Raw genomic sequence first — 26406 nt, 5'->3', positions numbered from 1 at the left:
GCATAGTGCATGAAAAAGGCGGGCTTAGGCCCGCCTTTTTCCTTTGCCCTCCTGTAGGAGCGACGTAAGTCGCGACCGAACGGACGGACAGCAGGGACACCATCAACAAGCGCAGATTCGCCGGGATGCATCATCATCCGGCGCCATCGACATCTGTCAGCGCGCGGTCGCGACTTACGTCGCTCCTACAGTGAAGCCGGCTTGCAATCCGGGCCCAGCGCCCGGATGCGCATGTTGCGCAGATACACCGCATTGCCGTGGTCCTGCAGGGCTAGATGCCCGCGGCGCGCTTGCGCGAAGTCCACCTGCCCGGCGAACTTACTGGCGGCGACGCGACGTTTCCAGTCATCGCTGTCGAGGTCGTAGGTCGCCACGCGCAGGCCATTGAGCCAGTGCTCCACGTGCGGTCCGCAGGCGACGATGCGCGCGTGGTTGTACGCATCGATGGGACGAAGCGCGTCCTGTGCCGGCGCGACCAGGTCGTACACCGCACCTGCGCGATGGCTCGGCACGATGCGGTCCTCGGCTTCGCGGTCGTCCAGCATCTGGTACTCGACTGCACGTGCCCACACCGGCTCGACATCGGCCGCGCGGTAGAACAACCCGCTGTTGCCGCCGGCCGGCAACCGCCATTCCCATTCCAGTTCGAAATTGCCGTAGGTGCTGGCGCTGATGATGTCGCCGCCACCGGCAGCAGTCAGCACAAGATCGTTCCCGCGGACCTGCCAGCGCGCGTCCAGCGTGGAGGCACCCACATTGCGCCACTGGTCCTCATCGGACAGCGACTGCCAACGCGCCTGGGGCGTCGACGCGCAGCCTGCCAACAGTGCGGCGAGCAGGATCGGAACGATCCGCGCGCCGCGCACCTCAGTCCACCACGCGGCAGAACACCGCCTTCAGGTAGCGCGATTCCTGCACGTGCGCCATGAAGGGATGGTCGGGGCCGGCGCCGGCGACCTTGAGGATCTGGATCGTGCGGCCGGAGAAATACGCGGCGCGGCGCAGCATGTCGAGGAACTGTTCCTCGCTGACCAGGCCGGTGCACGAGAACGTCGCGAACAAACCACCGGGCTTGACCACACCCAGCGCCAGCTTGTTCATGTCCAGGTATTTCTTCAGCGCGGCGATCACCTGCTCGCGGTCGCGCGTCATCTTGGCCGGATCGAGGATCACCACGTCGTACTGCTCGCCGCGGTTCGCCGCGTCGCGCAGGTAGGGGAAGATGTCGGCCTGCACGAACTTGGGCCGCACGTTGTTGAGCTTGGCGTTGCCCTTGGCGATCTGGATGACGTCCTGGTCGATGTCCACGCCGACCACCTCGCTGGCGCCACGCGCCGCGGCGTACACCGCGAAACCGCCGGTGTTGCAGCACAAGTCCAGCACGGCCTTGCCTTCAACCTGCCGGCTCAGCCACTCGCGGTTCTCGCGCTGGTCGGCGAAGAAGCCGGTCTTGTGCGCACCGGCGGGATCGGCGCGGAACTTCACGCCGTACTCGGTGATGACGGCCGCTTCGGTGGTGGTATTGCCGTGGAAGTCGAAGCTTTCCTGCTTCTGCACATGCTCGTCGGCGAAGCTGTGGAAGCGGCAGCCGGGGAACTGCTCGCGCAGCGCCTCGTAGATCCATTCGCGGTGGCGGAACATGCCGGCGGCGAAGAACTCGACGACGATCAGGTCGCCGTAGCGGTCCACCACCAGGCCGGACAGCCCGTCGCCCTCGCTGTGCACCACGCGCCAGGCATCGCTGACGGCATCCAGCTTCAGCACGTCCCGTCGCAGGGAAACCGCATCGGCGATCTTGCGCGAGAACCAGCCGGCATCCACCGGGATGTCGGGGTGGGTCTCCAGGATGCGCACGGCGATGCGCGAATGGCCGTTGTAGAAGCCCCGGCCGATCCACTCCCCATCCACGCCGACCACCTCGACGAGTGTGCCGGACTTGGGCTTGGCGACGGGCTTCTCGACCAGCTTCTGGAAGATCCACGGGTGGCTGGAACGCCAGGCGTTCTTCAGGCGTACGGTCGGGTTGGGGGTATTCATGAACGCATTTTACCCGCGCGGTTGACCGCATCGCGTGCCGCCCGGACAATTCACGGCAGAAGGGGAGTAGCTCCCAACGTGCCGGCCGTCATTTCGAGCAGCGATGCTCCGGTCCCACGGCAGCCCACCGGGCTGTGAGCGAGACCTTCGCCGCGATGGCGAAGGCACCCCCGGACTCCCGTTTCCCCGGTTTCCGAGATGTCCGCGCCTGCGGCCGTCCTCCACTTTTTTCGGGAATCTCAATGGAAACGATTGGCAACCCCTGGTTATGGGCCGGCTTCGGCGGCCTGGTGGTGATCGCGCTGCTGGTCGACCTGGTGCTGATGCGCCACGGCGGCGCGCACAAGGTGACGTTCAAGGAAGCGGCCTGGTGGAGCCTGGGCTGGATCGCCCTGGCGATGGTCTTCAACGGCGCCCTGTGGTGGTACGTCGGCCAGACCGCCGGTGCGGCCGAAGCCAACCGCGTGGGCCTGGAATTCCTGACCGGCTACCTGGTCGAGAAGGCGCTGGCAGTGGACAACATCTTCGTGTTCCTGATGCTGTTCACCTACTTCGCCGTCCCCGAGGAGCAGCGCCAGCGCGTGCTGGTGATCGGCATCCTGGGCGCCATCGTCCTGCGCGCGATCCTGATCTTCGTGGGCGCCGCGCTGCTGGCCAAGTTCCACTGGCTGCTGTACCTGTTCGGTGCGTTCCTGCTGCTGACCGGCATCAAGATGTGGTTCGCCGCCGGCAAGGAGCCCGACCTGGACAAGAACCCCGTGCTGCGCTGGATCACCGGCCACCTGCCGCTGATCAACCGCTATTACGGGGCAGCGTTGTGGCTGGGCCGTGGCAAGCGCCGTCGCTACACGCCGCTGTTCGTGGTGCTGGTGATGATCGCGGTGACCGACGTGATCTTCGCCGTGGACAGCATCCCGGCGATCTTCGCCATCACCTCGGACCCGTTCATCGTGCTGACCTCGAACGTGTTCGCGGTGCTGGGCCTGCGCGCGATGTTCTTCCTGCTGGCCGGCATGGCGGACCGCTTCCACCTGCTGCCCTACGGCCTGGCCGTGGTGCTGGCCTTCATCGGCAGCAAGATGCTGCTGGTGGACGTGTACAAGATCCCGGTGCTGTGGTCGCTGGGCACGGTGGCGATGATCCTGGCCGTGACCGTGGCGCTGAGCTTGGCGCGTCCGCAGAAGACAGAGCCGCAGGTCTGACGCGGCTTGACGGACCATCCCGTGCGCGGGATGGTCTGTCCATCCCGGCTGCCCTTGCATTCGTCGGCCCTGCCGCCAGAACTGGACCATGGACCTGCCCCCCGACGACCCGGCGTTCGATCCGGAATCCCAACAGCACCACGACCGCAAGCGCCTGCTGCGCGCGCTCAACCTGAGCCTGGCCTTCGTGCTGTTGCTGGCCATTGTGTACTCGGCGCAGAACAGCTTCGATGTGCGCGCCTTCACCATCTCGCCACTGTCGATGGAGGGCCTGCTGGGCATACTCACGGCGCCGCTGTTGCACGGCTCGCTGGAACACATCGCCGCGAACGCTTCGGCGCTGCTGATCCTCGGCACGCTGGCCGGCGCGGTCTATCCGCGCGCGACGCTGTGGGCGATCCCGTTGGTGTGGCTGGGCGCGGGCCTCGGGCCGTGGCTGCTGGCCGAACCCGGCACGCACACGCTCGGCGCCAGCGGCCTGACCCACGGCCTGATGTTCATGATCTTCATGCTCGGCCTGCTGCGCCGCGACCGCGCCGCGATCGCCGCGGGCATGATCGCGTTCCTGTTCTACGGCGGCATGGTGCTGACCGTGCTGCCGCGCGAGGCCGGCGTGTCATGGCAGGCGCACCTGGGTGGCGCCGTGGCCGGCCTGATCGCGGCGTTCCTGTTCCGGCGCCTGGACCCCGAGTTGCCGAAGAAGAAGTACAGCTGGGAGATCGAAGAAGAGGAAACGGCTGCGCGTGGCGACGATGAGCTCGAACTGCCGGCGCCACGCGAAGTCCCGCTGCTGTGGGTGCGCCCGGAGCATCCGGAAGAGGAACAACGCGGCGTGGTGTTGCGCTTCCCTCCGCGCGAGCCGCCCACGTCATGATCGTTCCTGTCTGAGCGACGGGAGTCGCGACAGCTGCGGGTTTACTGACAACCCAAAAGAAAAGGCAGACCGTTCGGTCTGCCTTTGTCTTCACGGCGATCTCGTTTCTCGGTCGCGACTCACGTCGCTCCTACAGTGGAACCGTCAGAACTTCGCGCTGAACTCCACGCCCACCGTGCGCGGCTCGTTGATGAAGCCGGTCAGGTTGTTGAAGTCGATGCCGCCGACGATGCGACGCTGGTCGGTGATGTTGCGGCCGAACAGCGCGACCTCGTAGTCGCCGTAACCCCAGCCGTAACCGACACGCAGGCCGCCTTCCAGCGACGACTTGCCGGTGAATTCGATGGAGTCGTACAGGAAGAAGTTCACTTCGCTGCGGTAGGCCCAGTCGGTGTAGACGTACAGTTCGCTGCCCTCGCCCAGGCCGACGCTGTAGCGCGCGGTGAAGTTGTGCACCCACTTGGGTGCCTGCGGCAGGCGATTGCCACCGATGTAGTAGCGACCCGTCGGATCGCCGTTCTCGTCCAGCACTTCCTCATCGGTCACGGTGCAGGCCGCACAGACGGCGACGTTCAGGTCGTCGTCCTTGATCTCGGTGTCGTTGTAGCTGCTACCCAGCGTGACCAGCAGGTTGTCCAGTACGTAAGCCTGCAGGTCCAGTTCGAAGCCCTTGCCCACCGACTTCTCGGCATTGACCAGGATGTTGGCGTTGGCAGCGCCGCCGACGGCGGTCAGCTGCTGGTCCTTGACGCGGTAATAGAAGACGCCCGCGCTCAGGCGCGCGCGCTTGTCCCAGAAGTCGGCCTTCACGCCCGTCTCGAACGAGGTGACGGTTTCCGGACCGGCGACCGACTTGCCGTTGAATGCGCCGGCAGCCTGGATGCTGCTGCCACGGAAGCCGGTGGCCGCGCGCGCGTACACGTTGACGTCGTCGTTGACCGCGTAGGTGGCTGACAGGTCCCAGTTGAACTTCTTGTCTTCCGGCGATGCGGAGAGGTCGCCATCGGGTTCGAGCGCGGCCAGCTGCGCCAGCGTGCACTTGCCCGCCAGCACGCAAGCGGCGAAGCCGGTGTTCCAGTAGTCCTCGACGGTCAGCTTCTTTTCGTCGACGGTGTAGCGCATGCCGGCACGCAGTTCCAGTTGCTCGGTCGCCTGCCACGTCACCGCACCGAATGCCGCCCACGCGTCATTGGTCTGGCGGATGCGCTGGTAGCCGTCCTGCGCACTGTTGTTGAGCGAGTCGTAGCTGAAGCTTTCGACGCGGTAGTCTTCCTTGAAATAGAACACGCCGGCCTGCCAGTTCCACGGGCCATCGAAGGCCGACTCGATGCGGAACTCCTGCGTCCACTGCGAATGGTCGGGAATGCCGTCGGCCGTCTCGGACGCGAACGGGATCACGCCAGGACCGGAGTCGGGCAGGAAGACCGCGCCGTAGCCGCCGTCGATGTCGCCGCGGTTGATCGTTTCGACGCTCTCGTACCCGGTGATCGAGTAGAGCTTGTAATCCCCGATGTCCCAGTTGAGTCGCGCACTGGCACCCTGCGATTCCAGCTCGGAGTAGTTCAGGCCGTCCTGCGACACCTTGTCTTCGTCGAAGCCGGGCACGAAGTCGTTGGTACCCGGCTCGATGATGTTGGCGCGGAACAGGCGCGCAGTGCCGTTGAGCTTGCGCGCATGCGCGTTGAGCAGTGCCTCGAAGCCATCGCCTTCGTACAGGAACTGGACGCGACCAGCAGACTCGTCATAGCCCTCGAACCCGTCGTTCGGACCCGGGTAGGTGTTCTCCACCCAGTCGTCGCGGCGCTGGTACAGCACGGACGCGCGCGCGGACCAGTTTTCGCTCAGCGCGCCACCAACGGCACCTTCCAGGTTCCACATGTTGTCGCTGCCCACGCCGACCTTGCCGTAGCCGCTGGTTTCCTGCGACGGCTTGGCCGATTCGAACTTCACCACGCCGGCCGGCGTGTTGCGGCCGAACAGCGAGCCCTGCGGACCGCGCAGCACTTCGATCTGGTCAAGGTCGAACAGCGGGAAGCCCTTCAGGATCGGGTTTTCCTGCACCACGTCGTCGTACACCAGCGAGACCGGCTGCGAGGTGTTGAGGCGGAAATCGGTGTTGCCGTAGCCGCGGATGTAGAAGCGCGGGAACGCGCGGCCGAACGAGGACTCGATGTTGAGGCTGGGCACGCGGCCCGACAGGAAGCGGATGTCGGTGCCGCCGGACGCCAGCACGCCCAGCTGTTCGCCGTTGATGGTGCTGATCGACACCGGCACGTCCTGGATGTTCTCGACCTTGCGCTGCGCGGTGACTTCGACGGTGTCGAGGGTGGTTGCGCTCTGCGTCGCCGGCTCGGCGGGTGCGGGCGTTTCCTGGGCGAAGGCGGTGCCGAAAGGCAGCAGCGCGGCGATGGCAAAGGCGAGACGATGCGGCCGGGCGACGGCCGGGCGGAGTCGGGACATGGCGGTGGCTTTCCGAGTGGGTGGGAGTCGGGGCGCGCGGCGGCGCTAGCACGCGAATGTTGCATTACAGCAACAGCAGGGGCAATGGCCGGAAGTCCCGTTACTGACGAAGGTAACGGCGATTGCCCGCCCCGGTCCGTATTTCCGTACGCCAGGCGGCCGGCCGGTACGTTCGGGCCACCGACGTGACCGCTGGCAGGTGACGGCACGCGGGCACGGCGAGCTAGACTCGGCGCCCTTTCCAAGCCTCAGGATGACGCCCATGACGCACTGGTTCTTCAATCTTCCCGGCAGCGCCGACCGCACCGGTCCGCTGGACGAAGACGCCGCCCGCGCCTATGCGCAGCGCAATCCCGGCGCCCTCGGCTGGCGCGAAGGCATGCGCGAGTGGAAGCCGGTGCGCGAGCTGCCCGAACTGGCCGCCGGCGCCACGCCGCCACCCCACCTGCCGCCCCTGCCAGGCGCCGGTGGCCGCCGCGGCGCCGACGAGATCGACTTCCGCATCGTCGGCCACGAAATGCAGTTCGTCGAAGTGGAGCTGGACCCGGGCGAGAGCGCCATTGCCGAAGCCGGCGCGCTGATGTTCAAGGACAGCGCCGTGCAGATGGATACGGTGTTCGGCGACGGCTCCCACAGCGGCCAGGGCGGCGGCTTCATGGACAAGCTGTTCTCCGCCGGCAAGCGCGTGCTGACCGGCGAGAGCCTGTTCACCACGCTGTACACGCATACCGGCCAGGGCAAGGCCAAGGTCGCCTTCGCGGCGCCCTACCCCGGCACCGTGCTGGCGATGAAGCTGGACGATCATGGCGGTCGCCTGATCTGCCAGAAGGACAGCTTCCTGGCCGGCGCGCGCGGCGTCACTGTCGGCATCCACCTGCAACGCAAGATCCTGACCGGCCTGTTCGGCGGCGAGGGTTTCATCATGCAGAAACTGGAAGGCGACGGCTGGGTGTTCGTGCATGCCGGCGGCTGCGTGGTCGAGCGCGAACTCAAGGCCGGCGAGCGCATCGACGTGGACACCGGCTGCGTGGTGGCCTACCACGCCAGCGTCAACATGGACGTGCGCCCGGTCAGTGGCATCAAGAGCATGTTCTTCGGCGGCGAAGGCGTGTTCCTGGCCACCCTGACCGGCCCGGGCAAGGTGTGGATGCAGTCGCTGCCGTTCTCGCGCCTGGCCGGCCGCATGCTGCAGGCCGCGCCGCAGGGCGGTGGGCAGGCCCGCGGCGAGGGTTCGGTGCTCGGCGGCCTGGGCCGCATCCTGGACGGCGACAACAGCTTCTGAGGACTCGACGCCGGTTGGCCCTCATTGCGGCGGCGCACGCTATGCTCCGCCGCTGATCGCCACCCACCCTGCCCCGCCCCATGCACCTGATCCCGCGTCCCCTGCTGCTCGCCGCCTGCGTCACCCTGCTTGCCGCGTGCGGCGGCGACAACGTCAGGCCCACGCCACCGCCAGCGGCGGTGAAGCCGACGCCCGCGGCGCCGAAGGTGAAGGTCGGCATCGCGCTGGGCGGCGGCGCAGCGAAGGGTTTCGCGCACATCGGCGTGATCAAGATGCTGGAGGCCAACGGCATCGAGCCGCAGGTCGTGTCCGGCACCAGCGCGGGCAGCGTGGTCGGCGCCCTGTACGCCAGCGGCATGGACCCGTTCCGGATGCAGACCCAGGCGTTCGCGCTGGACGAAGCGAAGATCCGCGACGTGCGCCTGTTCTCCGGTGGGCTGGTGCAGGGCCAGAAGCTGCAGGACTACGTCAACGAGCTGGTCGGCAAGCGCACCATCCAGCAACTGAAGAAGCCCTTCGCCGCCGTATCCACCCAGCTGGAGAACGGCGAGCGCACGGTGTTCGTGCGCGGCAACACCGGCCAGGCGGTGCGCGCGTCCAGCAGCATCCCGGGCGTTTTCGAACCGGTGGTGATCGGCAAGGCCAGCTATGTCGACGGCGGCGTGGTCAGTCCGGTGCCGGTGGACGCGGCGCGCCAGCTGGGCGCGGACTTCGTCATCGCCGTGGACATCTCCACCAAGGCGCCGGGTACCAAACCGGGCAGCATGCTGGGCATCGTCAACCAGTCCATCAGCATCATGGGCCAGCGCTTGGGCGAACAGGAACTGGCGCGCGCCGACATCGTCATCCGGCCCAAGGTCAACGACATCGGCCCGGCCGATTTCGAACAGAAGAACACCGCCATCCTCGAAGGCGAACGCGCCGCGCTGGCGGCGATGCCGCAGATCAAGGCCAAGCTCGCCGAACTGCAGCGCACCCGCAACGCCGCGCACGCAGCGCGCCACGCCCCCCCCAAACCGGATCCGCGTTGCCTGGAAGAACCCTCACGCCTGGGTCGCCTGTTTGGCCGCGACGTGAAGTGCGACGCCGCCGGACAACCCTTGAAGCAGTAGCGCGGAGCTCGCTCCGCTGCGCCTGACATCAGCGCTCTACCGGTTACTGACATCCTGCGCGGCCGGGCAAGTCCAGCTCTACCTGGCGGTGACGCGGCGTAGGTTGTCGCGTGCCCTCGCCTCCAGCGCTTCGTGGAAATACGGTGTGCTGTAGATCGCCGGACGGTCGAGGAAGCCCTCCAGGATCTGCCGCCGCTTGCGCCGGAACAGGAAACCGGGGACGTACGCGTATTCCCTGCGGATCTGCTGTTCGTACTCGTCGAAGCGCGCGCGCTCCGCGCCGAGGATGGCCAGGTCGATGTCGACGAGCAGCTGTTCGTCCCGCCCTGACGGAACCGCGGTATGCCGCGTCGCCATCACCAGATCGTGCACGCGCCCTGCCGCGTCTGCCGGCGCACCTGCACTCCGCAATGCATCGCGCGCCCATTCGGCGCTGCGCTGCTCGTTGTCGTGGCCCCTGATGTCGTAGATCGCGTCGTGGAACCACAGTGCGAGCTCCACTTCGTGCGCATGCTCAGCCTGAGCGTGCACGTTGTCGAACGCCGCGAGGCATTCACCGAGGTGCTGGAGCGTGTGGTAATGGCGTTGCGGTTCGGCGTACGCCCCCTTCAGCTGCGCGAACAGCTCATCGCCCTCGCCTGCCGCGCCGATGCCGGCCCAGGCGCGTTGCCAGGAAGGGAGGAGGCTATCCATGGTGTAGTCCGTGCCGAGAGCGGTGCTTCCATTGTAGGAGCGATGTAAGTCGCGACCGCGCTTCGTGGACGCCATGAGACGCACCCGGGAGCCGCGCAACATCACGTCGGGATCACTCGTCTTCCCGCCATCCCGACAAGGTGGGCGTGCGGTCGCGACTTACATCGCTCCTACGGAGAAGCAGGCAGCCCATGCCCACCGACCGGCACCGTCTCGACATGGCTGTCGAATCCCGCGATCAACGGCCGTGCCTTCGCGATGGCCTGTTGCACGGCGGGCAGCGAGAGCGAGGCCTTGTGGCTGGCCGCATCGGTCCAGACCTCGGTGATCCAGATCGCATCCGCGTCGGAGGGATCCTGCGCGAGGACATAACTCAGGCAGCCGGGCATGGCCTCGGTGCCTTCCAGCAGGATCGCGAGCAACGCCTCGCGCTGGCCGGGCGAGGCGCGCATCTTGCCGATCAATCCGTACATGGTGGTCTCGAGGGTCGGTAGCCGCGAGCGTTGTAGCACGTGTCGGGGACAGGATCCGCGTGGAAGCGACCTGGGGACGCTGCGCTAGTCGCCCCACTTCGCCAGATAGTCGCTGTAGGCGACCGTCCACGCATCCGACCCGAACGCGCCTCCACTCTGGTGCGTCAACGCGATCGGCCAGGTTCCCAGGCGCAACCCCGCCTGCCTGGCGGACCGGCAGAAATCCATGTCGTAGAAGTGGAAGCCGAAGCGTGGATCGAACTCGATGCGCGCCTGCGACAGGGCTGCCCGGCTTGCGGCGAGGAAGACGCCATCCAGCAGTTCGCAGTCGGCAGGCATGCTGCCGAAGTAGGACACCCCGCCAAAAGGATATGCGCCGTGCGCCACCCCGCCCGACAGGTGGGCCTTGTCGTCCCATGCCAACGTCATATCGGCGAACGCCCATGCGGGCTGCCGTGGCCGCCTGCGCCGGTTGCCTGCCACGCCGACCACGTCGTAGCGGAGCAGCGCGTCCTGCAAGCGGTCAGCAAGGAAACTGTCGTCGATCCAGACATCGTCGTGCACGAATACCAGCACATCACTGTCCTCGCTTTCCCTGATCGCCTGGTTGTAGACCTCTGGCAGGCCGCGACCGTTCTGGTACGCGATCCGGCTCCGGATGCGCGCGTCGAACGACAGCCGGCGCAACGATGTCCCCAGCGCGCTGCCCTCCTGGAAATCCCGCTCTGTCCGCCGTGTCGCGCTGACGATCATGATCGATGTCATCCGGCATACCCCAATGGCAGGCCGGCGTCGGTCTTCACCGCGCGCAGCACGAAGCTGGAATTGACGTCGGCCACGCCGCTGGCGTTGAGCAGACGGTCGAGCAGGAAGCGTGAAAAGTGCTCCAGGTCCTGGACCACCACGTGCAACAGGTAGTCCATGTCGCCGGTCAGCGCGTAACAGGCCACCACTTCGTCCCAGCCCCGCACGCCATCGCCGAAGTGCTGGACGCTGGCCGGGTCGTGCTTCTCCAATTGCACGCGCACGAAGGCCTGCAGCCCGAGCCCGACAGCCTTGGGGTCGACGCGGGCGGCATACCCGGCGATCACCCCGGTCGCCTCGAGTCGCTGGATCCGGCGCAGGCATGCCGAGGGCGACAGGTTCACCTGGCCGGCGATGTCGGCATTGGTGGCGCGACCGTCGCGCTGCAGCAGGGCCAGCAGGCGCAGGTCGGTGCGGTCGAGGGTGTGCGGTTCGGCCATTTGGTGCGCAGAATAACGTATTGGCGCTCGATCATTGCGCCATCGATCAGGAGAGACGCAATTTTGCAAGCCTGTTGCGCGGTTCTGCCGCTAGCATCGTCCCATCACCCGCCGATCGAAGGGAGTCGCCATGAACGAGCCGCGCCGCGTCGAGCACCAGCAGACCGACAAGGGCTACGTGCCGGTGTACACGACCGCCGTCGTGGACCAGCCCACCGACTACCCCGCCGCCGACCACGCCACCTGGGGCGCGCTGTACGAGCGCCAGCGTGCCCTGCTGGTCGGGCGAGCCTGCGACGAGTTCCTGCAGGCCCAGGACGCCATGGGCATGACGCCGGACCGCATCCCGCGCTTCGATGAATTGAACGACGTGCTGCGTGCCACCACCGGCTGGCAGCTGGTCGGCGTGGAAGGCCTGCTGCCGGAGCTGGAGTTCTTCGACCATCTGGCCAACCGCCGCTTCCCGGTGACCTGGTGGATCCGCCGCCCCGACCAGATCGACTACATCGCCGAACCCGACCTGTTCCACGATCTGTTCGGCCACGTGCCGCTGCTGATGAACCCGGTGTTCGCCGATTACATGGAGGCGTACGGCAAGGGCGGCGTGAAGGCGCATGGGATCGGCCCGGATGCGCTGCAGCACCTGACCCGGCTGTACTGGTACACGGTGGAGTTCGGCCTGATCGACACGAAGGACGGCCTGCGCATCTACGGCGCGGGCATCGTGTCGTCGAAAGGCGAGTCGCTGTATTCACTGGAATCGGATGCGCCCAACCGCATCGGCTTCGACCTGGAGCGGATCATGCGCACGCGCTACCGCATCGATACGTTCCAGAAGACCTACTTCGTGATCGACAGCTTCGAGCAGCTGATGAACGCCACCGCGCCGGATTTCACGCCGATCTATGCGCGACTGGATGCGCAGGACGCAGTACCGGCCGGCGATGTACGCGACGGCGACAAGGTCTACACCCGCGGCACCGGCGAAGGCTGGGCCGACGGCGGCGACGTCTGACGCGCACGCCCGTGCAGGAGGGTTTCAGCCCCGACCACTCTTCGTGTCCAGGACTGTCTCCAGGATTGGTTGAAAACCATCGGGGCTGAAGCCCCTTCCACAATCGCCGGAGTGCCGAATCTACAATCGGCTTCCTCTCATCGTGTGCCCGGCCATGCCCCGACTGCTTGCCATGTTCGCCTTGCTGGCGTTCTCGCTCTTGTCCGTTCCGGCCCTTGCCCGCAGCTGCGCGGTGACCGTCGAAGCCACGGACATGATGACCTTCAACCTGAAGACCATCCGCGTGCCCGGCGACTGCGTGCAGCTGCGGGTAGTGTTGAAACACACAGGTCGCATGCCGGCACAGGCGATGGGGCACAACTGGGTACTGGCCGAAACACGCCATCACCGCGACCTTGGCTTGGCCGGCGGCCGCATGAAGCTGGCTGACGACTATCTGCCGCGCAACGACGCCCGCGTGATCGCCCACACGCCGGTGATCGGCGGCGGGCAGGCGACCGAGGTGGTGTTCCCGACCTCGCTGCTGCGCAGGGGTGGCGACTACACCTTCTTCTGCACCTTCCCCGGGCACTGGAACATGATGAAGGGCAAGCTGGTGTTCGAATGACCCGCGCATGTTGATGGTCTTCATCAACGCATCGGTGATTTCTTGCCGGTAACAGGCGTTTTCCCGGCCATGGACACCTGCCTCCGGTAGCATGTCGTCACGCGCCGACCCGCTTCGCGCGCACCCGTTCACAGCAGACGGCACGCCATGAATACCGACTTCCGCACTCCGCTCCCGGGCACCACGCTCGACTACATCGACGCGCGCGCCGCGGTCGATGCCCTGCAGCCTGGCGCCTGGGCCACGCTGCCGTACACCGCGCGCGTGCATGCCGAGAACATCGTGCGCCGTGCCGATCCCGCGCGCCGCGACGCCTACCTGCGCCAGCTCATCGAGCGCCGCCGCGACCTTGATTTCCCGTGGTTCCCGGTGCGCGTCGTCTGCCACGACATTCTCGGGCAGACGGCGCTGGTGGATCTCGCCGGCCTGCGCGATGCGATCGCCGACATGGGCGGCGACCCGGCGCAGGTGAACCCGGTGGTTCCGGTGCAGCTGATCGTCGACCATTCGCTGGCGGTCGAGTGCGGCGGTTACGATCCGGATGCGTTCGCCAAGAACCGCGCCATCGAGGACCGGCGCAACGAGGACCGCTTCCACTTCATCGACTGGACGAAGCAGGCGTTCAAGAACGTCGACGTGATCCCGCCAGGCAACGGGATCATGCACCAGATCAACCTGGAGAAGATGTCGCCGGTCGTCTACGTCCAGGACGGCGTCGCGTTCCCCGACACCTGCGTGGGCACCGACAGCCACACGCCGCATGTCGATGCGCTGGGCGTGATCGCGATCGGCGTGGGTGGGCTGGAGGCGGAGAACGTCATGCTCGGCCGCGCGTCGTGGATGCGCACACCGGACATCGTCGGCGTCGAACTGCAGGGCAAGCCCGCACCCGGCATCACCGCGACCGACGTGGTGCTGGCTTTGACCGAGTTCCTGCGCCAGTCGAAGGTGGTCGGCGCCTATCTCGAATTCCGTGGTGAAGGTGCGGCGGCATTGACCATCGGCGACCGCGCGACGATTTCCAACATGGCACCCGAGTACGGCGCCACTGCGGCGATGTTCTTCATCGATGACAACACGCTGGACTACCTGCGCCTGACCGGCCGCAGTGACGAGCAGGTGGCGCTGGTCGAGACCTACGCGAAGGCCGCCGGCCTGTGGGCCGACGACCTGCAGACCGCGCAGTACGAACGCACGCTGCAGTTCGATTTGTCCACCGTCGTGCGCAACATGGCTGGCCCGTCCAACCCGCACAAGCGCCTGCCGACCAGCGCGCTGGCCGAGCGCGGCATCGCCGACGAGGGCAAGCTGCAAGCGGGCAGGGCGGAGGAGGCGCAGGGCCTGATGCCCGATGGCGCGGTGATCATCGCCGCCATCACCTCGTGCACGAATACGTCGAATCCGCGCAACGTCATCGCGGCTGCACTGCTCGCTCGCAATGCCAACTCGAAAGGCCTGGTGCGCAAGCCGTGGGTGAAAAGTTCGCTCGCGCCCGGCTCCAAGGCCGTGCAGCTGTACCTGGAGGAATCCGGCCTGCTGCCGGACTTGGAGAAGCTCGGCTTCGGCATCGTCGCGTTCGCCTGCACCACCTGCAACGGCATGAGCGGCGCGCTGGATCCGAAGATCCAGCAGGAGATCATCGACCGCGACCTGTATGCGACCGCCGTGCTGTCGGGCAACCGCAACTTCGACGGCCGCATCCACCCCTACGCCAAGCAGGCCTTCCTCGCCTCGCCTCCGCTGGTGATCGCCTACGCCATCGCTGGCACGGTGCGCTTCGACATCGAGAAGGACGCACTGGGCGTCGATGCGGAAGGCCACCCGGTCACGCTGAAGGACATCTGGCCCAGTGATGCCGAGATCGACGCCGTGGTGAAGGCCAGCGTGAAGCCGGACCAGTTCCGCAAGGTCTACGAGCCGATGTTCAACGTCCGCATCGAACATGGCGGCCGTGTCGACCCGCTGTACGCCTGGCGCCCGCAGAGCACCTACATCCGCCGCCCGCCGTACTGGGAAGGCGCGCTGGCCGGTGAGCGCACGCTGACGGGCATGCGTCCGCTGGCGGTGCTGGGCGACAACATCACCACCGACCACCTGTCGCCGTCGAACGCGATCCTCGCCTCCAGCGCGGCAGGCGAGTACCTGGCGAAGATGGGCCTGCCGGAAGAGGACTTCAATTCGTATGCCACGCATCGTGGCGACCATCTCACCGCGCAGCGCGCGACCTTCGCCAATCCTCAGTTGGTCAACGAAATGGCGGTGGTCGATGGCGAAGTGAAGAAGGGTTCGCTGGCGCGCATCGAACCGGACGGGCAGGTAACCCGCATGTGGGAAGCCATCGAGACCTACATGCACCGCAAGCAGCCGCTGGTGATCGTCGCCGGCGCCGACTACGGCCAGGGCAGTTCGCGCGACTGGGCGGCGAAGGGCGTGCGGCTGGCGGGCGTGGAAGTCATCGTGGCCGAGGGCTTCGAACGCATCCATCGCACCAACCTGATCGGCATGGGCGTACTGCCGCTGGAGTTCAAGCCAGGCGAAACCCGCAAGACCTACGGCATCGACGGCACGGAGACCTTCGATGTGGTGGGTGCCCGCAAGCCGCGCGCCGATCTGTCGCTGGTGATCCACCGCCGCAACGGCGAGACCGTACAGGTTCCCGTGACCTGTCGGCTGGATTCGGACGAGGAAGTCTCGATCTACGAGGCGGGCGGGGTGCTGCAGCGGTTCGCCCAGGATTTCCTGGACGCGTCGAAAGCGGCTTGACCCGTTCGTCGTATCGGTACACCCAACGCACAGGAATCCGATCATGTCCGAGAACACCTCCCCCGGTACCGTCCGCCTGCATCGCGTGCTGCGAGCACCGCCTTCGCGCGTCTACCGCGCGTTCCTCGATCCCGATGCGATGGTGAAGTGGCTGCCGCCGCATGGCTTCACCGGCAAGGTCCATTCGATGGACGCCCGCGTGGGCGGCGGCTACACGATGTCGTTCACCAACTTCGGCACCGGTTCCAGCCATTCCTTCGGCGGCCGCTATGTGGAGCTGGTCGAGGATGAACTGCTGCGCTACACCGACCAGTTCGACAATCCCGGCCTGCCGGGCCAGATGCAGGTCACGGTGACGCTGAGGAAGAGCGTCGTCGGCACCGAGCTCAACGTCGTGCAGGAAGGCATTCCCGCCGCGATCCCGGTCGATTTCTGCTACCAAGGCTGGCAGGAATCGCTGGAGATGTTGGCGAAGCTTGTGGAGCCTGAGATTCCGGATGGGGCGTAGTGTTGCGCCCAAGTTCTTGCGCATGGTCATCAGGTGAAAAGAACTTCTTCGCCTCGCATGTTCTTCGCAGCGCTGCCTCCGGCCGCGTGGTCGAAGGACGCGCTGCAGCGGTTCAACGCCCTTGGGTTGATGCTCGAGTTGGGAACTACCCTATTTCCTGCCGAAAACTGGCATCAGTCTTTCTCGGAACGGATTTTCGATCCGACGACGAGGGATCGCGATGCGTTGCTGCGGGTTGGCGATCGCATTTCGGCACATGCTTGCACGCTGCTATTCAATCGTATCGAAGGTCCGGATCTTGCAGCCCCGAAGCAGCACTGCACCCTGCGTGCGTACGGCAAGCCCACGGCATTCAAAGATTTGCTGGCTGCGGTGCAGCACCAGCTGACCGACGCAGGATTCGACCAGATTGCGACCGGCGTGAATCCCCATGTCACTTTGAGCTACAGGCACCACGCGCGTTCGACAAGATCGCGCTCGATCCGGCCATCTCCTGGACGATCGATACCTTGTGCCTAGTGATCGGTAGCGGCGACCCATATGACTACGAAGTTGTCGGGAGCTGGCCGTTACTGCCCGAGCTTGATCCGCCCGCAACGCAATCTTCTTTGTTCTGAGTCGTACCACCACCAAGTCAACGGATAACTTCCATGTCACACGCCCTCCAGATCCGCATCCCCGCCACCTACATGCGCGGCGGCACGTCGAAAGGCGTGTTCTTTCGCCTGCAGGACCTGCCCGAGCGAGCACAGGTGCCGGGACCGGCGCGGGATGCGTTGCTGTGTCGCGTGATCGGTTCGCCGGATCCGTACGGCAAGCACACCGACGGCATGGGCGGAGCGACGTCGAGCACCAGCAAGGTGGTGATCATCGCGCCCAGCGCGCAGCCCGGGCATGACGTGGATTATCTGTACGGCCAGGTCCCGATCGACGAGGCCTTCATCGATTGGAGCGGCAACTGCGGCAACCTGTCGTCGGCGGTGGGTCCGTTCGCGATCGCGAACGGGATGATCGATCCCGCGCGCGTGCCGCGCGACGGCCTGTGCACCGTGCGCATCTGGCAAGCCAACATCCAGAAGACCATCGTCGCGCATGTGCAGGTCACCGGCGGCGAAGTGCAGGAGACGGGCGACTTCGAACTGGATGGCGTGACGTTCCCGGCGGCGGAAGTGCAGCTGGAATTCATTGATCCGGCTGACGAGGGCGATGGGGACGGCGGTGGCGCGATGTTTCCCACCGGCAACCTCGTCGACGACCTGGACGTGCCCGGCGTGGGTATGTTCAAGGCCACGATGATCAATGCCGGCGTGCCGGTGGTGTTCGTCGAGGCTGCCGCACTCGGCTACGACGGCACCGAACTGCAGGGCGCGATCAACGAAGACCAGGTCGCCCTGGAGAAGCTGGAAGCGATCCGCGCGCACGGCGCGGTGCGCATGGGCCTGGTGGCCGATGTGGCAGCGGCGGCGAAGCGCCCGCTGACGCCGAAGGTCGCCTTCGTCGCGCCGCCGAAGGATTACGTCTCATCCAGCGGCAAGCCGGTCAACGCGGCCGATGTCGGCCTGCTCGCGCGCGCCATCTCGATGGGCAAACTGCACCACGCGATGATGGGCACGGCCTCGGTCGCCATCGCCACGGCGTCGGCCGTGCCGGGCACGCTGGTCAATGCGGCCGCAGGTGGCGGCACGCGCGACGTGCTGGTGTTCGGCCATCCGTCCGGCACGCTGCGCGTCGGTGCCGACGTCAAACAGGTGGACGGCACCTGGGTGGTGACGAAGGCGGTGATGAGCCGCAGCGCGCGCGTGCTGATGGAAGGCACGGTGCGCGTACCGGGCGACGCGTTCTGACGGGTTCCCGCTGACCTGCCAGAAGTCACCACTTGCGCCGGGGCCATTGCTCCGGCGCGAGGCAGGCGACAGCATGGGTGCATGTGGACGGCCCTGACCCGACTTCGCGAACCCATGACCCTCGCCGGGGTGTTCACGCTGGCGGCGGTGTCGTTGGGTCTGCGCTTCCTGCCGCCCGAGGTGCTGCCGGCCGCGGCTGCCGCGCTGGCGGCTTACGCGCTGGGATTCCTCCTGTTCGCACTTGCACCGGACACCTGGGAGCGGCAGCGGCGGGTCGCCCTGGTGGCGATGGCCGGCCTCGCGCTGCTGCTGGCCTGGCTGACGCCGCGCGTGGGCACCGCGCAGGTGCTGCTGGTGGTCTGGATGGCGTGCGCGGTGAACGTGCTGTCGCCACGCGGGGTCGTCGGCGCCGCGCTGGTGTTGAACGTGGCGTTCTACACGCTGATGGTGCACCACGAATTCGGCGCGCCGCTGACGATGACGCTGATCAACATCGGCTTCCAGGCGCTCGCCGGCCTGTGCGTGCACTATGCCCGTCGGTCCGAAGAATCCCGCGACCAGTTGGCGCTGGTGAATGCGGACCTGCTGGCCACGCGGGCGCTGCTGGCCGACAGCGCGCGTGATGCCGAACGGCTGCGCGTGGCACGCGAGCTGCACGACGTGGCCGGGCACAAGCTCACGGCGATGAAGCTCAACCTGCGGGCGTTGGCCAGCGATCCGGCGTTCGCCGTGCGCGATGAAGTCCGCATCGCGCAACAGTTGTCCACCGAGTTGCTGGACGATATTCGCAACGTCGTGCAGGCCCTGCGCGATGCGCGCGGGCTGGACCTTCAGACCGCGATCCGTGCCCTCGCCGCGCCGCTGCCACGACCCGCGCTGGATCTGCGTATCGCGGAAGACGTTCGCATCGACGATCCGGCCATAGCGGAGTCGCTGCTGCGCATCGTGCAGGAGTGCCTGACCAACGCCGCACGGCACGCGAACGCGGAGACATTGATGGTTTCGCTGAGCAAGGAAGACGCTGATATGCGCCTGTGCATTGAGGACGATGGCAAGCTCAGGGGCGGTTTGCGCGAAGGCAATGGACTATCGGGCATCCGCGAGCGCGTGGCGGCGCTGGGTGGCGACCTGCGCCTGGGCACCACGCCTCGCGGTGGCTTGCGCCTGGACGTGAGGCTGCCCGCATGAGCGTGCGGGTCGCCCTGGCCGATGACCAGGCGCTGGTGCGCGCCGGGCTGCGCGCCCTGTTGAAGGCGCAGCAGGTGGACGTTGTGTTCGAGGCCGACGACGGCGCGGACCTGCTCGCCAAGCTGGAAGCGCAGCCGGTGGACGTTGTGCTGAGCGACATCCGCATGCCCGGTGTCGACGGCATCGAAGCCTTGATCAAGCTGCGCCAACGCGGCGACCGCACGCCGGTGCTGCTGCTGACAACGTTCGACGACAGTGACCTGTTGCTGCGCGCCACCGAAGCCGGTGCGCAGGGCTTCCTGCTGAAGGATGCCGCGCCCGAAGACCTGCATGACGCCATCCAGCGCGTGGCCGCAGGCGAGACGTTGCTGCAACCGGTGAGCACAGATCCCGTGCGCGCGCGCTTCCGCTTCCGCGACGAAGCGCCGCCCAGCGATACGTTCAGTGGGCGAGAAGTGGCGATCCTGCGGCTGTTGGCGGGCGGGTATTCCAACAAGGAAATCGCGCGCACGCTGTTCCTGGCGGAAGGCACGGTGAAGAACTATGTCTCCACCATCCTGGACAAGCTCGGTACGCGCGACCGCACCCGCGCCGTGCTGAAGGCGATCACGTTGCGGATTATCTGAGGGGCGCCCGGTAGTGCTTCCTGTGGGAGCGACGTAAGTCGCGATGCTTTTTTGCTGACGCCCAATCGCTACTTACGTCGCTTCCACAACAGCACAGCTTCCCTTCAGAACCCCACCATCACCGCGCCCGCCGCCAACGCCGCCATCAGGCCCGCGGACACGCGCAGCCCGTAGGCCTTGCCGCCGCTGATCCAGGCGATGACCGACTTGGCGATGAGGCTGGCCGCCAACAACGCCAGCATCCACCAGCGTGCTTCCGCGGCCTCCAGTCCACCACGCGAAAACTGGTTGGCCAGCGTGGCCACGGCCGCATGCAGTTCCGCGATCGCCGACAGCGCAGCAGCCGCCATCGCGCCCCGTGGTCCGATCCACGCCGCGAGCGCCGCCGCCACGAACGTCAGCACACCCACCAGCAAGGCGAATCCGAGCGCCTGCCCGAAGCGGAACATGCGGCTCTCGGAGGTTGGGGGCTTCACGGTTTCCTCGTGTCCCGCACGCAGGCCCAACACGCCGCCGGCCAGCAATACGCCGCCGATGGCGCAGAGTTCCGGCAGCAAGTCGCGCACCAGCGCCGGCGATACCGCCCACAGGATCGGGATGCACAACGTCAGCGAGGCCAGATTCGCCAGCAGCGCGGCCGCAACGGCCGAGCGCAGAAGGGCCGGTGTTTCCTTCGCCCGCTGTCCGAACCCGATGGTGGCCGCCGTCGAGGACACATAGCCGGCAAAGAACCCCGCCGCCGCCAACCCCCAACGATTGCCCACCACGCGCAGCACGACATGGCCCAGCGCACTGACCGCCATCACCAGCACCACGAGTTTCCAGATGGTGGCGAGGTTGATGGCGTCGAAAGGCCCGATCGGGCGGTCCGGCAGGATCGGCAGGATGACCAGGGCGGACGCCAGCAGCAGCAGGCCGTCGAAGACCTCGCGTTCGCTGAAGGTGTCGCGGGTGAGTTCATGCAGCGGCTGCTTGGCATACAGCAGCACCGCCACCACCACCGCCAGCGCGGTGGCCAGCGCCGGGACGCGCATCGCCATGGCGCCCAACAGGAAGGTCAGCACCAGGGTCACTTCGCTCGTCAGGCCGGGATCGTCCTGGCGCGTGGCGTGGTACGCCATCGCCGCCAGCGCTCCGACGACGCCCAACCCGACCATCAACACGGGCAGTCCCAGCCACGCCGCGACCGCCGCGCCCAACGCCACCAGCGCGTGCGTGCGCAGGCCGGCGATGGCATGCGCACGACCGTGGCTGCGTTCGCGCACCAGGCCGATCAGCAGGCCCAGACCCAGCGCCGAGGACAGCGCCAGCCAGGTCTCCGGGGTTGCTTCGTCCATTCCTTCCTCCAGACCCGTCAGCATAGCGAATGGTCTTGCATTGGTCCCATCAACCCGGACAATGCGCGCACCGTTCGCCGTGGATCCCATCATGCCCGCTTCTGCTCCATCCGCCGTCTCGCTGAGCCGTTACCTGATCGAGGAACAGCGCGCGGGCCGCATCAGCGCCGACCTGCGCCAGCTGATCGCCGTGGTGGCCCGCGCCTGCACCAGCATCTCCATCGCGGTCAGCAAGGGCGCGCTGGGCGGCGTGCTGGGCGATGCCGGCACCGGCAACGTGCAGGGCGAGGCGCAGAAGAAGCTGGATGTGCTGAGCAACGACATCCTGCTGGAAGCCAACGCCTGGGGCGGCCACCTCGCCGCGTGCGCGTCGGAGGAAATGGACCACAGCCAGCCGATCCCGGATGCCTATCCGCGCGGCGGCTTCCTGCTGCTGTTCGATCCGCTGGACGGCAGCTCTAACATCGACGTAAACGTCTCGGTCGGCACCATCTTCTCGGTGCTACGCAGTCCGGATGGCGTGACCACGCCGGGTGATGAGCACTTCCTCCAGCCCGGTCGCGAGCAGGTCGCCGCCGGTTACTGCATCTACGGCCCCAGCACGATGCTGGTGCTGACCACGGGCAACGGCACCCATGCGTTCACCCTGGACCGCGAGCAGGGTGCGTTCGTGCTGACCCAGCGCGACATGCGCATCCCGGAGGAGACGAAGGAGTTCGCCATCAACATGTCCAACCAGCGCCACTGGGAAGCGCCGATGCAGCGCTACGTCAGCGACCTGCTCGCCGGCAGCGAAGGCCCGCGCGGCAAGGATTTCAACATGCGCTGGATCGCCAGCATGGTCGCCGACGTGCACCGCATCCTGACCCGCGGCGGCATCTTCATCTACCCGTGGGACCGCAAAGACCCGGGCAAGGCCGGCAAGCTGCGCCTGATGTACGAGGCCAACCCCATGGGCATGCTGGTGGAGCAGGCCGGCGGCGCGGCCAGCACCGGGCGCGAAGACATCCTGACCCTGCGGCCGACGCAGCTGCACCAGCGCGTGCCGGTGTTCCTCGGATCAAAGAAGGAAGTCGAGGCGGCCGTCGGCTACCATCGGGCCCACGACACCGCCTCCGCCTGACCGCGACGCGGGCGGCTAGAATCCGGCCATGACGCCGCATCCGCATCCCGCCGACTTCATCGAGGTTTATCACGACGCGCTGGACGCGGCGACCTGCCGCGCCATCGTGGCGCGCTTCGACGCCAGCCGGCAGGACCGGCCGGGAAAGGTCGGGGGTGGCCACCATCCGGAGCTCAAGCACAGCCGCGACATCAGCATCAGCGGGCAGGCCGACTGGCGCGACGTGGAACAGCGCCTTAACCTGGCCGTGCTCGCCGGGCTGAAGCAGTACCTGCGCACTTATCCCTTCAGCCTGATCGCACCGCTGATGCTGCAGCAGCCGGGCGAGGACGGGCAGTTGCACCGCCTCGGTTACGAGGACGTCGCCGGCATGGACGACGATGCGCTGATGCGACTGATCATGGCGGTGTTCGTGCCGGGCCGGATCAACCTGCAGCGTTATCCAGCCGGCGAAGGCGGTTATCCCTACTGGCATTGCGAGCTGTTCCCCAAGGGCGCCGATGCGGAGCCGCTGCACCGCCACGTGTTGTGGACGCTCTACCTCAACGATGGCTTCGAGGCGGGCGAAACCGAATTCTTCCACCAGCAGCGCAAGATCGCGCCGCGCACCGGCAGCCTGCTGATCGCCCCGACCGCGTTCACCCACACGCACCGCGGCAACCGCCCCGTGGGCGGCGACAAGTACATCGCGACCAGCTGGATCCTGTTCCAGCGTGCCGAACGGCTGTACGGCGGCCGCTGACGCGGCTCAGGCGACCCTGTGCCGGGCGTCCAGGTCGCGACGCAGGCGCTGCAACGCCGCTTCGGCATCGCCCACCACCATCACGCAGGGCACGGCGAGCATCAGGTTGAGCGGCAGGCCGAACTCCTCCAGCTGCCAGCCCTGCATGTCGTTGCCGGCGTCCTCGCCCAGGTATTCCGGGCAGCGCCGGCGGATACGCTCTGCCAGGCTGCCGCCTTCGGGCACGTAACCGTAGACCGGCTTGCCGCGGGCGATCGCGTAACCCACTTCGAAGCAGGTGCCACTGTCCGGTTCGGCACCGCGGAAGAAATCCAGGTTCGCCAGCACCGCATCGGCCGCATCGAGCAGGCCGATGTCGGCACGGTAGATCCAGCGCGCGGTCTCCAGCGGATCGCCGGTGGCGTGGCCGGCCACCTGGACGTCCAGCGGAAACAGGCCTTCGAAGCCATGACGTGCGCACAGCGCCTTGAGTTGCTCGCCGCGGGCGGCGGCGTCGGGGCGGAAGATGTCGGGACCGGCAAGGTAGAGCGACTGGATCATCGGCACGGGGCGCAAGGCGGGGATGATGGATTGTCCCTGGCCGTCGGCGGGCCGCCGCGTGACCGATCGTCGCAGTGGTGCCGTCGCTGGCGTCAGAACAGCTCGCCCTGCGGCGACGGCGCGCGGGGTGGCACGAAGCGTGTGCAGTCGAACGGAGGATGGCGCCGTCCTTCGAAGCCGTGGCGCTTCAACGCCAGCCCGAAGCGCCGCGCCAGCAGGTCGGCGTACACGCCCTCGCCACGCAGGCGAGTGCCGAACCGGCTGTCGTAATCCTTGCCGCCGCGCAGCTGCTGCACCGTGCTCATCACGTGCGCCGCACGATCAGGCAGGTGCGTCTGCAGCCAGTCGCGGAACAGCGGGGCGACTTCGTGCGGCAGGCGCAGCAGCACGTAGCCGGCCGCCGTGGCGCCGGCATCGCGCGACGCTTCGAGCACCGCTTCCAGCTCGTGGTCGTTCACCCAGGGAATCGCCGGGGCGAACATCACGCCCACCGGCACGCCCGCCTCGCTGAGCCGCGTCACCGCCTTCAAGCGGCTGTGCGGCGCGGACGCGCGCGGCTCCAGCCGCGAGGACAGGCCGTTGTCGAGCGTGGTGATCGACAAGTAGACGTGCACGAGGTTCTCCCGTGCCATCGGCGCCAACAGGTCCAGGTCGCGTTCGATCAGCGCGTTCTTGGTGATCAGCGACACCGGATGCTTCGCTTCGGCCAACACCTCCAGGATCCGGCGCGTCAGTTGCAGGCGACGTTCGGCGGGCTGGTAGGCGTCGGTATTGATTCCCAGCGAGATCGGACTGGGCTGGTAGCCACGCCTGGATAGCTCTCTGCGCAGCATCTCCGGCGCATTCGTCTTGGCGTAGATCTTGGTCTCGAAGTCCAGCCCGGGCGACAGGTCGAGATAAGCATGCGACGGGCGCGCGAAACAGTAGCTGCAACCGTGCTCGCAGCCGCGGTACGGATTCAACGATTGATCGAAGGGGATGTCCGGCGATTGGTTGCGGGTGATGACGCTGCGCGCCACTTCCTCGTGCAATTCGGTCTGGGGTGCCGATGCGGTATCGCCTTCGTTATCGGCCTCGTGCCAGCCGTCGTCGACCGTCTCCGGCGTGGTCACGGCGAACCGGCCCGGCAGGTAGCCGGTAGAGCCACGTCCCTTGATGCCGGGGTGTCGCATCGTCGCCATGCCGGCCAGCTTGCGCCCGCGGCGTCGCAGCGTTCGCGACACGGCATATAGAATCGCCCCATGCGCAACGCTCTGACCTCCCTCTGGGACACGCTTGGCTCAGTGCCGAACCTGCAGCTGTGGGTCACGGTGGCGTGGCTGCTCTACCTGGTGCCGCTGTGCTCCTGGATCATCCTGCAGAAGCGCGAGCCGGTCGCCACGCTCAGCTGGCTGCTGTCGCTTGCGCTGTTGCCCTACGTGGGCTACCTGATCTACTTCCTGCTGGGGCCGCAGCGGATCAAGCGCCACCAGTTGCGACGTACGCGTTCGCGCGAAAGTCTCGATCGCTACGAAGTCTTCGCGCCCACCGACGGCAACAGCGCCGAGCTGCCGATGCTCGCGCAGAAGATCACCGGGTTGCCTCCTTCCACCGCCACGTCCGTGCAACAGCTGGTCGACGGTTGCGCCACGTACCAGGCGATCCTGGATGCGATCGCGGCTGCCGACAACCATATTCACGTCGAGTACTACATCTTCAATGGCGATCGCACCGGGCAGCGCGTGCTGGACGCGCTGACGACCAAGGCACGCGAGGGCGTGAAGGTCCGCCTGCTGCTGGACGCGGTAGGCTCCAACCGGTTGAAGAAACGTGCCCTGCAACCGCTAGTGGAAGCCGGTGGCGAGTACGCATGGTTCCACCCGACCAAGTTCAGGCCCTTCACCCGGCCCTGGCTCAACCTGCGCACCCACCGCAAGATCGTGGTGGTGGACGGTCGCATCGCCTTCACCGGCGGCATCAACGTCACCGATGAGGAAGACGAGTCCCTGCGCGACGATGCCTACCGCGACCTGCACCTGCGCCTGGAAGGTGAGGTCGTCCGCAGCATCCAGCAGGTGTTCGTGGAAGACTGGGTCTACGCCACGGGCCAGCAGCGCAAGGATTTCCAGGGCACGCGCCTGTGGAGTGCGAGCGATGCGAACGTGCAGGGCGGTATCGCCGCGCAGGCGCTGGTATCGGGGCCGGATTCGGCATGGGAGCCGATCCATCGCATGAAGGTGGCCGCCATCCACGAAGCGAAGTGGCGCGTGTGGCTGGTGACGCCGTACTTCGTGCCGGGCGAGGCGGCACGCATGGCGCTGACCTCGGCCGCGCTGGGCGGATTGGATGTAAGGCTGGTGGTGCCGAAAGTGAGTGATTCGAGACTGGTGACGCTAGCCGCACGGTCCTACTTCGACGAGCTGCTGGCCGCAGGGGTGAAAGTCTACGAGTACGGACCGCGGATGATGCACAGCAAGGCGCTGCTCTGCGACGATGCCATGGCGGTCATCGGCAGCGCCAACTTCGACCACCGGAGTTTCCGCCTCAATTTCGAGATCTCGATGATGTTCCGCGACCGCGGCGTCGCCGGCACGCTGGCGCAGTGGCTTGAGGGCGAGATCGCCGCCAGCGAACCGGTGAAGCTGCAACGCGGCCGCTCGCTCTGGCGGCATCGGCTCCCCGAGGCGCTGGCCCGCCTGATGTCGCCGCTGCTGTGAAGCAGGCCCGTTTTTGTGCCGTGCCGGAGGCGGTAATATG

The 26406-nt window shown here is 66.8% G+C and carries 25 protein-coding genes; 15 read left to right on the top strand and 10 right to left on the bottom strand.

Translation table 11 applies throughout. The annotated features are described in order from the left end of the window. Positions 1–185 precede the first annotated feature (185 nt). Positions 186–866 carry a DUF1080 domain-containing protein gene (locus FB548_RS00855; protein WP_142122888.1) on the bottom strand — a complete coding sequence of 227 codons (681 nt, stop codon included), beginning with the start codon at positions 864–866 and terminating at the stop codon, positions 186–188. Between the two features lies 1 nt (position 867). Continuing rightward, positions 868–2037, bottom strand: coding sequence for a class I SAM-dependent rRNA methyltransferase (locus FB548_RS00850; RefSeq protein ID WP_142122887.1), 1170 nt, complete (start codon positions 2035–2037; stop codon positions 868–870). Positions 2038–2279: 242 nt separating this feature from the next. Here FB548_RS00850 and FB548_RS00845 point away from each other — a divergent pair, with 242 nt between their 5' ends. Both FB548_RS00845 and FB548_RS00840 read left to right on the top strand, forming a co-directional pair. After that, the gene (locus FB548_RS00845; RefSeq protein ID WP_142122886.1) at positions 2280–3239 is read left to right on the top strand and encodes a TerC family protein; all 960 of its coding nucleotides are present in this window, start codon (positions 2280–2282) and stop codon (positions 3237–3239) included. Between the two features lie 88 nt (positions 3240–3327). Continuing rightward, positions 3328–4113, top strand: coding sequence for a rhomboid family intramembrane serine protease (locus FB548_RS00840; protein WP_142122885.1), 786 nt, complete (start codon positions 3328–3330; stop codon positions 4111–4113). A gap of 144 nt (positions 4114–4257) precedes the next feature. Here the strand turns inward: FB548_RS00840 and FB548_RS00835 are convergent, their stop codons facing one another. Next, the gene (locus tag FB548_RS00835) at positions 4258–6573 is read right to left on the bottom strand and encodes a TonB-dependent receptor (protein ID WP_142122884.1); all 2316 of its coding nucleotides are present in this window, start codon (positions 6571–6573) and stop codon (positions 4258–4260) included. Between the two features lie 262 nt (positions 6574–6835). Between FB548_RS00835 and FB548_RS00830 the strand changes: the two genes are divergently transcribed. Both FB548_RS00830 and FB548_RS00825 read left to right on the top strand, forming a co-directional pair. After that, on the top strand, positions 6836–7855 hold the full coding sequence (locus FB548_RS00830) for a TIGR00266 family protein (protein WP_142122883.1): 1020 nt from the start codon (positions 6836–6838) through the stop codon (positions 7853–7855). Positions 7856–7935: 80 nt separating this feature from the next. Continuing rightward, positions 7936–8967 carry a patatin-like phospholipase family protein gene (locus tag FB548_RS00825; protein ID WP_142122882.1) on the top strand — a complete coding sequence of 344 codons (1032 nt, stop codon included), beginning with the start codon at positions 7936–7938 and terminating at the stop codon, positions 8965–8967. Positions 8968–9045: 78 nt separating this feature from the next. Here FB548_RS00825 and FB548_RS00820 read toward each other — a convergent pair whose 3' ends face one another. The 4 genes from FB548_RS00820 to FB548_RS00805 form a co-directional block, all read right to left on the bottom strand. Then, on the bottom strand, positions 9046–9660 hold the full coding sequence (locus tag FB548_RS00820) for an N-methyl-D-aspartate receptor NMDAR2C subunit (RefSeq protein WP_142122881.1): 615 nt from the start codon (positions 9658–9660) through the stop codon (positions 9046–9048). Positions 9661–9830: 170 nt separating this feature from the next. Next, the gene (locus tag FB548_RS00815) at positions 9831–10133 is read right to left on the bottom strand and encodes a putative quinol monooxygenase (protein ID WP_142122880.1); all 303 of its coding nucleotides are present in this window, start codon (positions 10131–10133) and stop codon (positions 9831–9833) included. An 84-nt stretch (positions 10134–10217) separates the two neighbouring features. Next, the gene (locus tag FB548_RS00810; protein ID WP_142122879.1) at positions 10218–10898 is read right to left on the bottom strand and encodes a glycosyltransferase; all 681 of its coding nucleotides are present in this window, start codon (positions 10896–10898) and stop codon (positions 10218–10220) included. Next, on the bottom strand, positions 10895–11377 hold the full coding sequence (locus FB548_RS00805; protein ID WP_142122878.1) for an Lrp/AsnC family transcriptional regulator: 483 nt from the start codon (positions 11375–11377) through the stop codon (positions 10895–10897). The genes FB548_RS00810 and FB548_RS00805 overlap by 4 nt, the downstream gene beginning before the upstream one ends. A 130-nt stretch (positions 11378–11507) precedes the next feature. On the opposite strand from FB548_RS00805, the gene phhA reads away from it, so the two are divergent. The 8 genes from phhA (at position 11508) to FB548_RS00765 (ending at position 19928) form a co-directional block, all read left to right on the top strand. Further along, positions 11508–12392, top strand: a complete 885-nt coding sequence (gene phhA / locus FB548_RS00800) for a phenylalanine 4-monooxygenase (protein ID WP_142122877.1) — start codon at positions 11508–11510, stop codon at positions 12390–12392. 154 nt (positions 12393–12546) lie between these two features. Then, positions 12547–12999, top strand: a complete 453-nt coding sequence (gene azu / locus FB548_RS00795; protein WP_142122876.1) for an azurin — start codon at positions 12547–12549, stop codon at positions 12997–12999. 147 nt (positions 13000–13146) lie between these two features. Next, positions 13147–15762 carry a Fe/S-dependent 2-methylisocitrate dehydratase AcnD gene (gene acnD / locus FB548_RS00790; RefSeq protein ID WP_142122875.1) on the top strand — a complete coding sequence of 872 codons (2616 nt, stop codon included), beginning with the start codon at positions 13147–13149 and terminating at the stop codon, positions 15760–15762. Between the two features lie 43 nt (positions 15763–15805). Beyond that, positions 15806–16270: an SRPBCC family protein gene (locus tag FB548_RS00785; RefSeq protein ID WP_142122874.1), complete on the top strand. Its 465-nt coding sequence runs from the start codon at positions 15806–15808 to the stop codon at positions 16268–16270. A 57-nt stretch (positions 16271–16327) separates the two neighbouring features. Further along, positions 16328–16789: a hypothetical protein gene (locus FB548_RS00780; RefSeq protein WP_142122873.1), complete on the top strand. Its 462-nt coding sequence runs from the start codon at positions 16328–16330 to the stop codon at positions 16787–16789. Positions 16790–16920: 131 nt separating this feature from the next. Next, on the top strand, positions 16921–18114 hold the full coding sequence (prpF, locus tag FB548_RS00775) for a 2-methylaconitate cis-trans isomerase PrpF (RefSeq protein WP_142122872.1): 1194 nt from the start codon (positions 16921–16923) through the stop codon (positions 18112–18114). An 81-nt stretch (positions 18115–18195) separates the two neighbouring features. Then, the gene (locus FB548_RS00770) at positions 18196–19302 is read left to right on the top strand and encodes a histidine kinase (RefSeq protein WP_142122871.1); all 1107 of its coding nucleotides are present in this window, start codon (positions 18196–18198) and stop codon (positions 19300–19302) included. Beyond that, a complete protein-coding gene (locus FB548_RS00765) occupies positions 19299–19928 on the top strand; it encodes a response regulator transcription factor (protein ID WP_142122870.1) in 630 nt (209 codons plus the stop codon). Before FB548_RS00770 ends, FB548_RS00765 begins: the two co-directional genes overlap by 4 nt. A 104-nt stretch (positions 19929–20032) precedes the next feature. Here the strand turns inward: FB548_RS00765 and FB548_RS00760 are convergent, their stop codons facing one another. Beyond that, positions 20033–21265 carry a DUF4010 domain-containing protein gene (locus FB548_RS00760; RefSeq protein ID WP_185741925.1) on the bottom strand — a complete coding sequence of 411 codons (1233 nt, stop codon included), beginning with the start codon at positions 21263–21265 and terminating at the stop codon, positions 20033–20035. 91 nt (positions 21266–21356) lie between these two features. On the opposite strand from FB548_RS00760, the gene FB548_RS00755 reads away from it, so the two are divergent. After that, a complete protein-coding gene (locus FB548_RS00755; protein ID WP_142122868.1) occupies positions 21357–22388 on the top strand; it encodes a class 1 fructose-bisphosphatase in 1032 nt (343 codons plus the stop codon). A 28-nt stretch (positions 22389–22416) separates the two neighbouring features. Continuing rightward, on the top strand, positions 22417–23130 hold the full coding sequence (locus FB548_RS00750; protein ID WP_142122867.1) for a 2OG-Fe(II) oxygenase: 714 nt from the start codon (positions 22417–22419) through the stop codon (positions 23128–23130). Positions 23131–23136: 6 nt separating this feature from the next. Here FB548_RS00750 and FB548_RS00745 read toward each other — a convergent pair whose 3' ends face one another. Together FB548_RS00745 and FB548_RS00740 are read right to left on the bottom strand one after the other, a co-directional pair. After that, on the bottom strand, positions 23137–23676 hold the full coding sequence (locus FB548_RS00745) for a nucleoside 2-deoxyribosyltransferase (RefSeq protein ID WP_255470373.1): 540 nt from the start codon (positions 23674–23676) through the stop codon (positions 23137–23139). A gap of 86 nt (positions 23677–23762) precedes the next feature. Further along, positions 23763–24842: a PA0069 family radical SAM protein gene (locus tag FB548_RS00740; protein WP_142124038.1), complete on the bottom strand. Its 1080-nt coding sequence runs from the start codon at positions 24840–24842 to the stop codon at positions 23763–23765. Positions 24843–24911: 69 nt separating this feature from the next. On the opposite strand from FB548_RS00740, the gene cls reads away from it, so the two are divergent. Then, a complete protein-coding gene (gene cls, locus FB548_RS00735; RefSeq protein ID WP_142122866.1) occupies positions 24912–26366 on the top strand; it encodes a cardiolipin synthase in 1455 nt (484 codons plus the stop codon). Positions 26367–26406: the final 40 nt, after the last annotated feature.

Source organism: Pseudoxanthomonas sp. 3HH-4 (assembly GCF_006716465.1).
Lineage (GTDB): Bacteria > Pseudomonadota > Gammaproteobacteria > Xanthomonadales > Xanthomonadaceae > Pseudoxanthomonas_A.
The sequence above is the reverse complement of the archived record's forward strand: the minus strand, read 5'-3'. Positions and strand labels throughout refer to the sequence as shown.